10 protein-coding genes and 1 pseudogene are annotated in these 13,971 nt (G+C 59.9%); 9 read left to right on the forward strand and 2 right to left on the reverse strand.

The window, feature by feature from the left end; all coding sequences use genetic code 11:
* Positions 1–532 precede the first annotated feature (532 nt).
* The 4 genes and pseudogenes from ACFFDA_RS20640 (at position 533) to ACFFDA_RS20655 (ending at position 3,861) form a co-directional block, all read left to right on the forward strand.
* Positions 533–963, forward strand: a pseudogene (locus ACFFDA_RS20640) (MobA/MobL family protein).
* Positions 964–971: 8 nt separating this feature from the next.
* On the forward strand, positions 972–1,193 hold the full coding sequence (locus ACFFDA_RS20645; RefSeq protein ID WP_404482653.1) for a MobA/MobL family protein: 222 nt from the start codon (positions 972–974) through the stop codon (positions 1,191–1,193).
* Positions 1,194–1,328: 135 nt separating this feature from the next.
* Positions 1,329–2,186: a tyrosine-type recombinase/integrase gene (locus ACFFDA_RS20650; protein ID WP_404482655.1), complete on the forward strand. Its 858-nt coding sequence runs from the start codon at positions 1,329–1,331 to the stop codon at positions 2,184–2,186.
* A gap of 196 nt (positions 2,187–2,382) precedes the next feature.
* A complete protein-coding gene (locus ACFFDA_RS20655; protein ID WP_404482657.1) occupies positions 2,383–3,861 on the forward strand; it encodes a phosphomannomutase in 1,479 nt (492 codons plus the stop codon).
* Between the two features lie 37 nt (positions 3,862–3,898).
* Here ACFFDA_RS20655 and ACFFDA_RS20660 read toward each other — a convergent pair whose 3' ends face one another.
* Positions 3,899–5,194 (reverse strand): glycosyltransferase, encoded by a 1,296-nt coding sequence (locus ACFFDA_RS20660; protein WP_404482659.1) that lies wholly within the window; start codon positions 5,192–5,194, stop codon positions 3,899–3,901.
* 23 nt (positions 5,195–5,217) lie between these two features.
* Positions 5,218–6,417 carry a polysaccharide biosynthesis/export family protein gene (locus tag ACFFDA_RS20665; protein ID WP_404482660.1) on the reverse strand — a complete coding sequence of 400 codons (1,200 nt, stop codon included), beginning with the start codon at positions 6,415–6,417 and terminating at the stop codon, positions 5,218–5,220.
* Between the two features lie 317 nt (positions 6,418–6,734).
* Here ACFFDA_RS20665 and ACFFDA_RS20670 point away from each other — a divergent pair, with 317 nt between their 5' ends.
* The 5 genes from ACFFDA_RS20670 to ACFFDA_RS20690 all read left to right on the forward strand — a co-directional run bounded on the left by ACFFDA_RS20670 (position 6,735) and on the right by ACFFDA_RS20690 (position 13,948).
* Positions 6,735–7,844, forward strand: a complete 1,110-nt coding sequence (locus ACFFDA_RS20670) for a hypothetical protein (RefSeq protein ID WP_404482661.1) — start codon at positions 6,735–6,737, stop codon at positions 7,842–7,844.
* A gap of 10 nt (positions 7,845–7,854) precedes the next feature.
* Positions 7,855–8,652: an ABC transporter permease gene (locus ACFFDA_RS20675; protein WP_404482662.1), complete on the forward strand. Its 798-nt coding sequence runs from the start codon at positions 7,855–7,857 to the stop codon at positions 8,650–8,652.
* Entirely contained in the window at positions 8,649–9,311 is a 663-nt protein-coding gene (locus tag ACFFDA_RS20680; protein ID WP_404482663.1) for an ABC transporter ATP-binding protein, read from the forward strand. Before ACFFDA_RS20675 ends, ACFFDA_RS20680 begins: the two co-directional genes overlap by 4 nt.
* 399 nt (positions 9,312–9,710) lie before the next feature.
* Positions 9,711–10,226: a DUF4214 domain-containing protein gene (locus tag ACFFDA_RS20685; protein WP_404482664.1), complete on the forward strand. Its 516-nt coding sequence runs from the start codon at positions 9,711–9,713 to the stop codon at positions 10,224–10,226.
* Complete coding sequence (locus ACFFDA_RS20690) at positions 10,226–13,948, forward strand: glycosyltransferase (protein ID WP_404482665.1); 3,723 nt, start codon at positions 10,226–10,228, stop codon at positions 13,946–13,948. The genes ACFFDA_RS20685 and ACFFDA_RS20690 overlap by 1 nt, the downstream gene beginning before the upstream one ends.
* Positions 13,949–13,971 lie beyond the last annotated feature (23 nt).

Raw genomic sequence — 13,971 nt, forward strand, 5'->3', positions numbered from 1 at the left:
GCCGGGGATCGCTCAGTTCGGAAAACGAAGGGAGCCATAGAGCCCGTTCCTCTGATGGAACGTGCGATCCGCGGATTTCATCAGGGCCAGCGGTCATCGGCCGCACCAACAGGCCGGACACATGACCCACCCGACCGATCAATATCATGCTGGGTGTCACCTCGCGTAATTGTTGAAGGATCATGCGGGCGCCGCGCTATCGCGCAGCGGCGTATTTGTTGGCCTGACCCCCGAAGCGGGATGGCCGGCTCGCCCTGCTAGGCCCGCCTCGGCGTGCCTTTCCGGTCGATTTTGGCCGCCCACCCCACTCCGGGGTTCCGGTGCGGGAAGGTGAGAAGGGTTAGGCAGAAGGTGACTTGCAAAGGCCGTCCACACATGATGGTACCGGACGAACCAGTTTTCGAAGTTTTCGATCAGCCTCAACGTGTTGAAATGTCTTGAGATCATGCCATCCCGAGACTGATGAAATCTTTCGAGGGCGCGCTTATACGTCGTGCCGACGTGCGCTTTTAAGGGTAGATGGTATGTCGCCATGGCGATCTACCACCTCTCGGCCAAAGTCATCTCGCGCGCCGCCGGCTCGTCGGCCGTGGCGGCGGCCGCCTATCGCTCGGCTTCGCGTCTGCGCGACGAGAGGCTCGATCGCTCGCATGACTTTTCCAACAAGGCCGGCGTCGTCCATTCCGAGATCCTGCTCCCCGAGGGCGCGCCGGAAGAGTGGCGCGACCGGGAGCGACTGTGGAACGACGTCGAGGCGATCGAGGCGCGCAAGGACGCGCAGCTCGCCCGCGAAGTGGAGTTCGCCATCCCGAGATGAGCCAGGCCGACGGGATCGAGCTCGCCCGCGACTTCGTCGAACGTGAGTTCGTGGCGCACGGCATGGTCGCCGATCTCAATGTCCATTGGGATATCGGCGAGGACGGCAGCCCCAAGCCCCAAGCCCCAAGCCCCATGCCCATGTGATACTGGGCATGCGCGAAGTGAGCGAGGAAGGCTTCGGTCCCAAGGTCCGCGATTGGAACCGGACCGAACTGCTCCCGCAATGGCGCGAGACCTGGGCCAACCACGTCAACCAGCGCCTCGCCGAACTCGACATCGATGCCCGGGTCGATCATCGCTCGCTGGAAGCACAGGGGATCGATCTGGAGCCCCAACACAAGATCGGTCCGGCCGCCTCGCGCATGGCGGCCTAGGGGCTGGAAAGCGAGCGGCTCGACGAGCACCAAGCCATCGCTCGCGGCAACGGCGCAAAGATCCTCGCCGACCCGGCAATCGCGATCGATGCGATCACGCACCAGCAGGCGACGTTCACCACCCGCGACCTGGCCATGTTCGTCCACCGGCACAGCGAGGGGAAGGACCAGTTCGACGCGGTGATGGCGACGGTGCGCACATCGCCCGAGCTGGTGAAGCTGGGCAAGGACGGGCGCGGCGAAGACCGCTTCACCTCGCGCTCGATGATCGAGACCGAGCGGCGGCTCGAGAACGCCACCATCCGGCTCGATGCGGGCCGGCGCCACGGCGTGCCCGAACGCATGCAGGATGCGGCGCTGGCGCGCGCCGAGCAGCGCGGGCTGGTCATGTCGCCCGAGCAGCGCGGCGCCTTCGAGCATGTGACCGGGAGCCGAGGCCTCAGCTCGGTGATCGGCTATGCCGGCACCGGCAAGAGCGCGATGCTGGGTGTGGCCCGCGAGGCAATCGCGCTGATGGTCTATTCCTTCTCCCGGATCGGCGCGGCGCTGGCGATGAAGCGCGAGGACGTGTTCGTGCAGGGCCGCCGCCTGTGGGTGCGCCTGCACGAGAAGGGCGGCAAGCGCCACGCGATGCCCTGCCATCACCTACTCGACGAGTACCTCACCGCCTACATGGAGGCGAGCGACTCCGGCAATGCCAGAGCCCCGCTGTTCCGCACCCTGTCGCGCCGGACCCGCCAGCTGGGCGACACCCAGATATCCCAGGCCGACGCCTTCACCATGGTCTACCGCCGCGCGCAGGCGGCCGGCATCGCCACCAAGATCGGCAACCACACCTTCCGCGCCACATGGATCAACACGTACCTCAAGAACGGCGGCACTCTGGAGAACGCGGCAGTGATGGCCGGCCACGCCTCCACCCGTACGACCCAGCTCTACGACCGACGCAGCGAAGACATCACGCTGGCGGAAGTGGAGCGGGTGCGGTTGTAGCCGCTTTACACCTTTGTCATTGCAGCGAACCCATTTTGCATGTGCGCCAAGTTTGGTTATTCCGCGCCATCACCAAAGTGCGAGTTAACATGACCGGCAGTTCTACAATCGTTCCCGTCATCCTGTTCGGCGGGTCTGGCACCTGGCTTTGTCCCGCAAAGCTCGACGCCGCGCTGCCGCAAGCGGCGGCATAATAATGCCCCGCACCGTTTCGATCGCCGCCATCATGGCGGATTCCGGCGTTGCCTTCGGCACCAGCGGCGCGCGCGGGCTCGTCACTGCGATGACGGACGAAGTGTGCTTCGCCTATGTCTGCGGCTTCCTGCAGCACATGGCCGACATCGACCAGTTCACCCGGGGCCGGGCCGTGGCGATCGCCGGAGACCTGCGCCCGTCGACCCCGCGCATCCTGGCCGCCTGCGCCGCCGCGATCCGGCACATGGGCGGGCAGGTCGCCTACTGCGGCTTCGTGCCGTCACCCGCCGTCGCGGCTTACGGATTTGTGCAAGGCATCCCATCGCTGATGGTGACGGGAAGCCACATTCCCGACGATCGCAACGGCATCAAGTTCAACCGCGCGGACGGGGAAGTGCTTAAGCCCGACGAGCTGGCGATGCGCGCGCAGACAGTGACGCTGCCCGACCTGTTCGACGGCGCGGGGATGCTGGCGCGGCCCGATGACTGTGGCGCGCTGATCGACGTGGCCACGCCCTATGCCGCGCGCTACGTCGATTTCTTCGGCACCGAAGCGCTGCGCGGCGTGAAGCTGGGCATCTACGAGCATTCCGCCGTCGGCCGCGACGTGCTCGCCCGAATCCTTGAGGAACTGGGCGCGGAAGTCGTACGCCTGGGCCGTTCCGAGAAATTCATTCCCGTCGATACCGAAGCGGTCCGGCCCGAGGATCAGGCGCTCGCGCTCGCCTGGGCGCGCGAGCTTGGCCTTGATGCGATCTTTTCGGCCGATGGCGACAGCGACCGCCCGCTGCTGGCCGACGAAACCGGCGCATGGATGCGCGGCGACGTGCTGGGCACCCTGTGCGCGCAGGCGCTCGGGATCGAGGCTGTAGCCACCCCAATCAGCTGCAATTCGGCGGTGGAACTGTCCGGCGCCTTTGCCGCAGTGCGGCGCACCCGCATCGGCTCGCCCTTCGTGATCGAGGCGATGAATGCCCTGCTCGCCGATTTCGGCAGCGTCTGCGGTTACGAGGCGAACGGCGGCTTCCTGCTCGCCACGCCGGTGCAGTCCGAACGTGGCACCTTGGCCGCGCTGCCCACCCGCGACGCCGTGCTGCCGATGGTTGCGGTGCTCGCCGCCGCACGACGCCAGGACATGACGCTGCGCGCTCTGCAAGCGCGGCTGCCCGCGCGCTACACTTTTAGCGACCGGCTGCAGAACTATCCCACCGCCCAGAGCCAGGTGCTGCTGGCGCGGCTTCAGGAGGGCGCCCGCGAAGACGTGCTGGCGCGCACCTCGGCGATGTTCGGCGAACTGGTGGGCAAGGCCACCGCCTTCGACACCACCGACGGCCTGCGCATGACCTTTGACCAGGGCGACATCATCCACCTGCGCCCCAGCGGCAACGCCCCAGAACTGCGCTGCTACACTGAAAGTGCGACGCCGGAACGGGCGGCCACGCTTGGCGGAGAAGTGCTAGAGATGATCCGAAAAAGCTAACCGTCGCCGCGGGGGTTACGAGCCCGCGCGGCTTCGATCAGGCCGTTGGCCGTATGGAGAGCGCAGCCGGCTTGGGCTGGTCGTCCAGCGCATTGAGGATGACCGCAGCGGATTTCTTCCAGTTGGCGTCCGGAGCCGTGACCGTCGCGCGGCCCAACCTGATATCGACCACCCAGTTCCGGATGCAGGCCGCCAGCGTCGCGGCATCGCCTGCTGCAGGGAAATAGCGCACCCCGCGTTCCGCATGGATGCGAAATATCGACAAGTCGCGCGCCAGCACGGGCTTGAGGTGCCCCAGCGCCTCGATCAGCGGCAGGCCGAAGCCTTCGGCATGCGAGGAGATGATAACGCCTTCGCAGGCCTGGTAGATCTGCTCGAGCTCCAGGTCCCCGACATCGTCGAACCACATCAACTTGGCGCCATGCTCGGGATGGTTGCGAATCGTGTCGCGCAGCGCCTCGATCTGCCAGCCCATCCGGCCGACCAGCACCAGACGGTGACCCGAACCCTCCCGCCACAATTCGCTGAAAGCAGCGACGATATCGGCATGCCCCTTGCGCGGCTCCAGCGTTCCCACCATCAGCGAAAACGGCTGCGTCATGTCGAACCGCGCGGTAGGCGGCGCCGCAGCGGCGGCTTCCTGCAACATGGAATCCATGATCGCATGCCCCATGGGGACGATGCGGGTCGCGTAACCGTCATCGAGACCAAAGCGAGCAGCCAGCACCCGGCGCAAATCGTCCTCAGTCTGCTGCGATATGCATAGGAAGCCATCGGCGATGCCGGCAATGATCTCCAGCCACGCCTTGTAGCGGATGACGTTGTTGACGGAGAACCATTCGGGCCGCTCGGCGGGCAGCAGGTCGCACACCAGGAACCACAGGCTTCCGCCGGCGCGGCGAAAGCGGCTTAGCTGGGCGCGGTGGAAACGTACGGTGTCGAGCGAGAAATCCAGGCCGAGGAAGACATCGCCCGGCTGTGCCTCAATCGGCGTCCGGTCGATGGACTTACCGGCCTCGGGCCAAGAAATCACGTGATACGGTCTGCTCCTGTCGGCTGCGACAAACCGCACGTCCCACTGCTCCGCCGGGGCTTCGGCCAGCGCCAGCGCCAGCGCGCGTACGACGCGTTGGATGCCGGTCCCAGCGTCGTGACGGCTGATAACCGCAAGGTCCACGTAGATGCGGCGCACCTGGGCGGAACGGGCAGGCGCCATGGTCTTGGCCACATTGCGCCGACGTCTTACGCGAAGCCGGCGCAATGCAGGCGTTGCAAGACGCTGATCCCAGCGAAACTGCAGTAGATCGAGAAAAGGAAGCAAAGCGATGGACACGTTCTTTAAAATCTCAGCCCGACCTAATTCTGCGACGTAACCGCCGCCGTGGTCGCCGCCGTGCTTGCCACCGGCAGGATCGTGGAGAAGACCGCGCCAAGGAACTTCTGGAAATCGGCCAACGGAGCGTTGGAAACGTAAAGCACGTCCTTGTCCTGCATCGGGAAGCTCTGCGCCACGAAGAGCGTCGCGGAATCCTTCAGATTGATGCGATAGATAACCGGAATCCTGCCGTCCGGCGCCGGCCTGCCCAGCTGCCGCAGGTTCTGCGGCAGAGCTTCGGGCCGCTCGAAGCGGAAGATGAACACACCCTTCGCGTTGGCGCGGGCGTCATCCAGGCCAGAGACCCGACCCAGCGCTTGCGCCAAGGTCAGGCCGGTTGCCTCGAACGGCAGTTCGCCGTTCCTGCCCACCGCACCAAGCGCGGTGAAGCTGTAAGGCTGGAACAGCAAGGTCATGACGTCATCGGGCTGCAGACGCACGTTCTGGCGTGGATCACGAATGACTGTCTCCAGCGGCAGCGCAGATACGCTGGTGCCGCGGGTGATCTGGATCACCATCTTGCCCACCGGCTGCTTCACACCGCCAGCTGTCGCCAGAACGTCAAGCACCCGTTCCCCCCGGGCGGTCAGCGGCACCCGTGCACTGGTGGCGACATCGCCAACAACCGTCACGTTCGCCGCCGCGTTGCGCACCAAGCGCACGATCGTCTGAGGCTGGTGTGCCTTGCCGATCAGCCGCGCGGTGATATCGCGCCCGATTTCTTGAGGGGTGCGGCCGGCAGCCTGGATGCGACCGACGAACGGCACGATGATCTGACCATCGCTGTCGACCATCTGCTCAGGCAGCGACGTTCCCCTGGCAGTCGCGCCCGAGGCTGTCAGCTGCGTCGCGCCTCCGGCAACGCCGAACAATGCAGCAGGAGGGGCCTCCCAGATGCCAATATCCAGCACGTCGCCTTTCCCGATCACCGATCCTATCTGCAGACCTTCGCCGAGAGTTTCCGAGAAAGGAACCTGGCGCGTTCCAGCCACGATCTCACGCGCAACCGCGTCATTGACATCGATGATGGCGATACCGGCATCGCTAGCGGACGATGAGTTTGCAGCACGGGTGATTTGCCCGGTCGATGGGCCGGATCTCGGCAACGCTGCACATCCGGACAAGGACAAGGCAATAAGCAAGGTGGTGCTCAGCCGGGCAGGGGTAATCAGCTTGGTCATATCGAAATCAGCTAGCACCGTATACAGCCGCCCTGAAGATGGACGAAGACCCGGCGTATGGAGCAAGCGAGGGTCCGGATCAAGGAATGCCGGTGGCATACGGAAAGCCGTGCATCCGTTAAGTCAAACTGTGAAATCGCCAGTTGATGACGGTGATCGAACGCTGGACGCCGATAGCACTGATCGCTAGGGCTTAGCTCAGATAGCTGCGGGCCGCAAATTCCGCCGCCACACTGAAAACGATGATGGCTTTGCCCGTTGCTGACGGCGCTGGCGATCTGCAATGACTCCACGGCGACGTGGTGAATAAGGGCTGAATGAAAACGTCGTTGAAAGCAAGCATCGGAAAGGTACGCCCACTCTTTATTTTCGTGGTCGTCCTTCCAACGGTGTTATCGATACTGTATTTTGGAATATTTGCGTCCGACGTTTATATTTCTGAATCCCAGTTCGTCGTTCGCAGCCCTGACAAGCAGACGCCATCCGGCTTGGGCATGCTACTCAAGAGCACGGGTTTCGGCAATTCAGGTGACGAGATTTACGCCGCCCAGGAGTACATGCTTTCGCGCGACGCCCTGAAGGCTCTGGATCGCAACGCAGCCTTTACCCGCGCCTATTCGGCACCCTTCATATCGATCTTCGACCGTTTCGATCCTTCGGGCATGAATCACAGCTTTGAAGATTTGTTCAAATATTACAAAAAGAAGGTCGGGATTGAGCAGGACACGACGTCCTCGATCGTGACTCTTGATGTGAAGGCTTTCACGCCTAAGGACGCTGCTCGCATCAACGAGCAGCTTCTGGAAATGGCCGAAGCTACCGTCAACAAGCTCAATGAACGCGGGCGGCAAGACCTCATCCGCTTCTCACAAAGAGAGGTCGACGAAGCCAAGGCCAAATCCAGGACCGCGGCCCTGGCGCTGTCAGCTTATCGCAATCAGGCAGGCGTGGTCGATCCGGAGAAGCAGGCGACTGTTCAGTTGCAGATGATCTCCAAGATCCAGGACGAACTGATCGCCACCCGCATGCAGCTGCGCGAACTGCGCGCCTACACCCCGAAAAATCCGCAGATTGAGATCCTCGACGTTCGGGCCAAGGGCCTGGCACAAGAAATCGACGAGCAACTCGGCCTCGTGGCCGGAAACCGCAGATCGCTTTCTTCGCGCGCCGCTGAATATCAACGGCTGTCGCTGGAAAGCCAGTTCGCGGAAAAGAATCTCGCCAGCGCCATGGCTTCGCTGGAAGACGCCCGCAACGAAGCGCGACGCAAACAGGCTTATGTGGAACGGATCGTTTCGCCCAACGTACCCGATGATGCGCTTGAACCCCGCCGGTGGCGCGGAATTTTCTCCACGCTCATCCTCGGTCTTGCTGCCTGGGCAGTGATCAGCATGCTGGTCGCAGGCATGATGGAACATAAGGACTAATCGCCAGACCATGGCCTTCCAGCAGATCTCGGAAATGCGAAAAAGTGCGTCAGTCCAGTGGCGGGTCATCTACGCCCTGCTGATGCGCGAGATCCTGACCCGCTATGGTCGGCATAATATCGGCTTTCTGTGGTTGTTCGTGGAGCCAATGCTCTTCACCACCGGGGTGACCATCTTATGGACCCTGGCGAAGGCGGTTCACGGATCTTCCTTGCCAATCGTGGCCTTTGCCCTGACCGGGTATTCCAGCGTTCTGCTCTGGCGTAACATGCCAGCGCGCTGCATCGGGGCCATCGAGCCCAACCTAGCCCTGATGTATCATCGTAACGTTCGGGTGATTGACGTTTTCCTGGCCCGCCTGCTCCTGGAAGCTGGCGGCGCCACGATATCGTTCATCGTACTCAGCCTGTTTTATATTTACATTGGCTGGCTGGAGCCGCCAGAAGATGTCTTGACCGTCGTCGAAGGATGGCTGCTGCTTGGATGGTTTGGCGCGGCGCTGGCGATGCTGCTGGGCGCCCTTGCGGAAAAGAGCGAACTTGTTGAGCGTCTATGGCATCCTGCTTCGTACATCATGTTCCCGCTTTCCGGCGCAGCATTCATGGTCGATGCGCTACCCCCGGCTGCCCAACACTACGCTCTGTACGTGCCCATGGTGAACGGCGTGGAGATCGTGCGTGACGGTTATTTTGGCGACCATATTCGGACTCATTACGACCTGACGTATCTGGTAGTATGCTGCATAGCGCTATCCGTGCTGGCCTTGGCGCAAGTCGCCCACGTCAACCGAAAGATCACGCCCGAATGATCAGCGCCGATCATATTCACAAGGTCTATCCGACCCGCCAAGGTGACCGCATCGTTCTCAACGACATTTCCTTCACTCTGGAACGCGGGGAGAAACTGGGCATTTTAGGCCGTAACGGCGCCGGTAAATCGACACTGATCCGTTTGGTCAGTGGAGCCGAACAGCCGACCTCGGGGGAAATCACCCGTACAATGTCTGTGTCCTGGCCACTGGCATTCGGGGGGGCGTTCCAAAATACGCTAACCGGCCTAGATAATGTCCGCTTCATCAGTCGCATCTACAACCAGGACTATCGACAAAATACCGATTTTGTCTCAGAATTTACTGAACTTGGGATATATTTGCGCGAACCGCTTCGATCCTATTCGCAAGGCATGCGCGCTCGTTTGGCTTTCGCAATTTCCATGATTATTGAATTTGATTGCTATTTGATCGATGAAATCAGTGCCGTGGGCGACGCGAAATTTCACGAAAAATGCGCTGTCGAATTATTTCAAAAACGTGGCGATCGCGCGATGCTGATTATTTCCCATGATACAGAATACGTTCGGCATCACTGCGGGAAATTTGCCGTCCTGAACGAAGGACAACTCGTATTTTATCCTGACTTTGATCAGGCAATCGAAGCACATAACCGCAACCTGCATCTCCAGGCCTAACGTTACTCTAACGTAAATCTTGGAGTTTCGAGTGGGGTTGAGCAATACATAATAACTGCGATATCAAAAGCTGCGCGCCACAGGTCTATCCAAAGGGGCACATGGAAAGACTGACAATCGATACCGGCTAGGCAATCATATAATACGAATTATAAACACAGCCCTTCCTTGCATACTGCATGGCCAAGATATAATCAAGGCTATTGCAATAAAAATGAGCGATGATACATGTATACTGGGAAAATTAACTCAGTCCTCGACCTCATATCATTGCCGATAAACGATTTCGTAGATGAGGCGTATCGGATTTTGTTGAGTAGGACCCCCAGTCCACTGGAAAGAACGGAGCGTGCCGGAGTCCTGCGTGGTGGGCTAGGCCGTATCCGATTTCTAACCGACATGGCGCAATCGCCAGAATATCAGCAACGTTATGAACAGATGCTGCGCACAGGCGATAACACCGCCTTCGTCCGTTCCTTGTTTCTCCGCTATCTGAACCGTGCGCCCGATAACGATGGACTGCATCATTATACTGAACTGCTTGTTAAGGGCAAAAACCGCAAGCGCATTGCAGGCGATATTGCCCGCTCACAAGAAGCACGCGCAAAGCGTACATTCTGGTATGAACTGAAGCATCTCGTCACGATCGACCGAGCCGAACGGCACTGGCTGCGACGCTGGCTCGGCCGCAGCGCACGGCAACGCAGGCTCTGCAACTTAGGACACGAAGCACTGCTGCAGCACAGTCTCACGCCTGCAGGGATCTCGCAGTATATGCCTGCAGAGGTTGCCCATGCCACGTTAAATCCTCTCGTTCCAGATAATGCCGCCCATTTGCACATGGATACCCGCAACCAGGGTCATGATGCACGACGGGCCATGTCTCGCCTGCAATATGTAGCTGGAAAATTCTGATGCGCATTGTAATCGACCTTCAGTCCGCTCAAGGACCGAGCCGTCACCGCGGCATTGGACGCTATTCTCTGGCCCTAACCCGAGCGATGGCGCGCACTGAGCCGGAGCACGAGATATTTGTTCTGGTCAATGGACTGATCCCCAATACTATTGAGGACATCAAGGCCGCACTGCAAGGGTTTGTGCCAGCAGAGAACATTGTCATGTGGACAGCTCCTGGGCCAGTCCACACTTCCGACCCGCACAACAACGCGCGACGTGAAGCTGCCGAACTGATACGGGAAGCTGCCCTGGCAGCTCTTTCTCCCGATTATGTCTTGGTGACATCGCTATTCGAAGGTTTTGGTGACGATATCGTGACCAGCATCGGAGTCTTGCACTCTGCGATTCCGACTGCGACCATACTTCATGACCTGATCCCACTCATCCATCGCCCGATCTATCTCGCCAACGCTGACGTCGAGACTTGGTACCAAAATAAACTGGGCCACTTGCGCAGATCCGATCTTCTATTGTCTAATTCGGAATCCTCTCGCCAAGAAGCGTTGACTTGGATAGGCAGCGACCCTGAGCAAGTCATCAATATCTCGAGTGCGGCAGATGATCACTTCACGCCAGGGAAAGTCAGCAGCGACATGCAGTCGCATCTTGCGGAGCGCTATGGCCTCATCCGACCTTTCGTGATGTACACGGGCGGCATCGATCACCGCAAGAACATCGAGGGTCTGATATGCGCCTATGCGCAACTGCCTGTGTCATTGCGCACCGCGCATCAACTGGCCATCGTCTGTTCAGTTCAGGATGCCGATCGCAGCCGTTTGCTCAAGCTGGCCGCAGATGAAGGCCTCGGTCAGGACGAGCTGGTTCTAACTGGCTTCATTCCCGAAGACGATCTTCTCGCCTGCTACCGTTCTTGCAAGCTGTTCGTCTTTCCTTCGTGGCACGAAGGCTTTGGGCTGCCGGCGCTGGAAGCGATGAAGTGCGGTCGTGCAGTGATTGTCGGCGACCGCTCCAGCCTTCCTGAAGTGGTGGGGCTTGAACGCGCCTTCTTCGATCCCTTCGACATCGCCTCCATCAGTCAGAAAATGCGCGAAGTCCTGACAAACGACAAGATGCGCGAGGACCTGGAGCGTCATGGGCTGAAGCAAGCATTGGAATTCGACTGGGACAAAACGGCAATGCGGGCATGGTCCGCTTTAGAAGCCGGTCATGCGCAGTACGTCGCGTCGTCACGACCTCCTTCCCTATATCGCCGCACATCTTCGGATCGGCGGCCACGGTTGGCCTTGGTGTCGCCCTTCGCGCCAGATTCCAGTGGCATCAGCGACTATAGTGCTGATTTGCTCCCTGATCTGGCACGTCATTATCGCATCGACGTTATCACAGCCAGCGGGAAGGCTGACGAACCATCAGTACTGGGCAACTGCCCGGTCCGAGACCTGACTTGGTTCCGGCAGCACGCCCAGGAGTTCGACCGAGTTTTGTATCACTTCGGTAACTCACACTTTCATACCCACATGTTCGACCTGCTGCACGTCATCTCTGGCGTGGTTGTTCTGCATGATTTCTTCCTATCGGGTGCCGTTTCCTATCGCGAAGGTTCGGGCGAAGTGCCGGGCGCATGGACACGTAACCTTTCCTATTCGCATGGGTGGCCAGCTGTTACCCGCCGTTTCCAAGCGCCAGACCCTCATGACGTCCTGTGGGAATACCCTTGTAATTTGCCAGTGTTACAAGATGCACTGGGTGTGATCGTCCATGCCGAACATTCCCGAGATCTTGCCCGTGAATGGTACGGTGAAAAGGCCGGGCAGGACTGGCATGTTATTCCGCTTCTTCGCAGAGCGCCCATTGCAAATGATCGCGTCGATCCGCGTCGCGAACTTGGCATTCCCGTCGATGACTTTGTCGTGTGTAGCTTCGGCTTACTCGGCCAGTCGAAGATGAATCATCGTCTGATTAAGGCATGGCTGGAAAGTCCAATGGCGCGGGATCCGCAATGCCGTCTCGTGTTCGTAGGCCAAAATACTTCGGATAAGTACGGCGAGAAAATCGAGAAAATGGTTCGCTCTGCTCGCGTTGCAGGGCAGATCGAAATCACAGGCTGGGCAGATCACACGACTTTTGAGCAGTGGCTGAACGTAGCAAACGTTGGAGTGCAGCTACGCCAACTCTCTCGAGGTGAAACCTCGGCAGCCGTGTTCGATTGCATGAATCACGCTATGGCGACGATCGTCAATGCCCATGGCTCAATGGCGGAGCTGCCCCGCGATGCTGTCTATTTGCTGGATGACGAGTTCAACGATGCGGAGCTGAGCACCGCACTTACGGAACTGTGGCGCGATGCAGATCGACGCAGGGCACTGGGTCGAAAAGCCAAAGCGCACATGCAGCGTCATCATCAGCCACGCCGTTGCGCCAACGCCTATGCCAAGGCGATCGAGCAGTACTACGACAAAGCCGCAATCGGTGAGTATGGCTTGATGAACGCACTGCTCGAAAGCGGTTCGGCCCTGACGCACGCCGACTGGAGCAGCGTGGCCACTGCGATCGCACGCAATCTCCCTGCCAGTCCTCGCCCGAGGCGCCTGTTGGTGGACGTTTCGGTATTGGTTCAGGTTGATGCCCGCTCGGGTATCCAGCGGGTCGTCCGCGCTATCCTGTCACAATGGCTGGAAACGCCCCCGCCAGGCTGGACTGTGGAACCGATCTATGCTGATTTGGGCAATAATTGCTATCGCTACGCCCAAAAGTTTACCTGCAAGTTTCTTGGTATTCCCGACGACTGGTGCGACGATGACATCGTCGAGCCGTGCATGGGCGACAGCTTCATCGGTCTGGATTATCATCCCGATATCGCTTACCGGCAGCGGGCTATCCTGCACGAGTGGCGACAACGCGGCGTCAAGGTGCAATTCGTGGTCTACGACCTGCTGCCCGTCCTCCTGCCAGACCGTTTTCCCAGCGGCACCCCGGAAAGCCACGAACGGTGGTTGGAAACCATTGCCGGCTTCGACGGGGCAATCTGCATTTCGCGAGCAGTGGCCGGGGAATTCAAGGATTGGTTAGAGCAGCGAGGCCCCAAGCGGGAGCGGCCGTTTGCAATCAATTGGTTCCACCTCGGCGCAGACACTCACGCGAGCAAGCCGACAACCGGTATGCCGGATGACGCAGAGCGCACCTTGGCGCGGCTGCGCGCTTCCACATCTTTCCTGGCCGTTGGCACCATAGAACCGCGCAAAGGCCATCAACAGCTTCTGGACGCTTTCGACGCACTGTGGAATGACGGCATACGGGCTAACTTGGTGATTGTCGGCAAGCTAGGCTGGATGATGGAGTATATGGCAAACAAGCTGCGCAACCATCCGCAGTACAACAAGCAACTCTTCTGGCTTGAATCGATCAGCGATGAATATCTCGACGCCGTCTATGCGGCTTGCAGCGTTCTGATCGTCGCCAGTGAAGGCGAAGGCTTCGGTCTCCCCTTGGTCGAAGCCGCGCGCCACGGGCTTCCCGTTCTCGCGCGCGATATTCCAGTTTTCCGTGAAGTCGCGGGATCAGGAGCAGTAGCATTTTTTGCTAATAGCCGCGATCCGAAAGCAATACAAAAAGCTGTTACCTTGCAGCTAAAATCAATACCGAAAATCGATCCCGCAAAAATCTCATGGAAGACTTGGGCAGGAAGCGCCCAAGATCTGGCCGAATATGTGGTAGGGCACTAACGGACGCGGTGCTGCGTAAGCAA

It is taken from the genome of Novosphingobium sp. BL-52-GroH, assembly GCF_044813085.1.
Lineage (GTDB): Bacteria > Pseudomonadota > Alphaproteobacteria > Sphingomonadales > Sphingomonadaceae > Novosphingobium.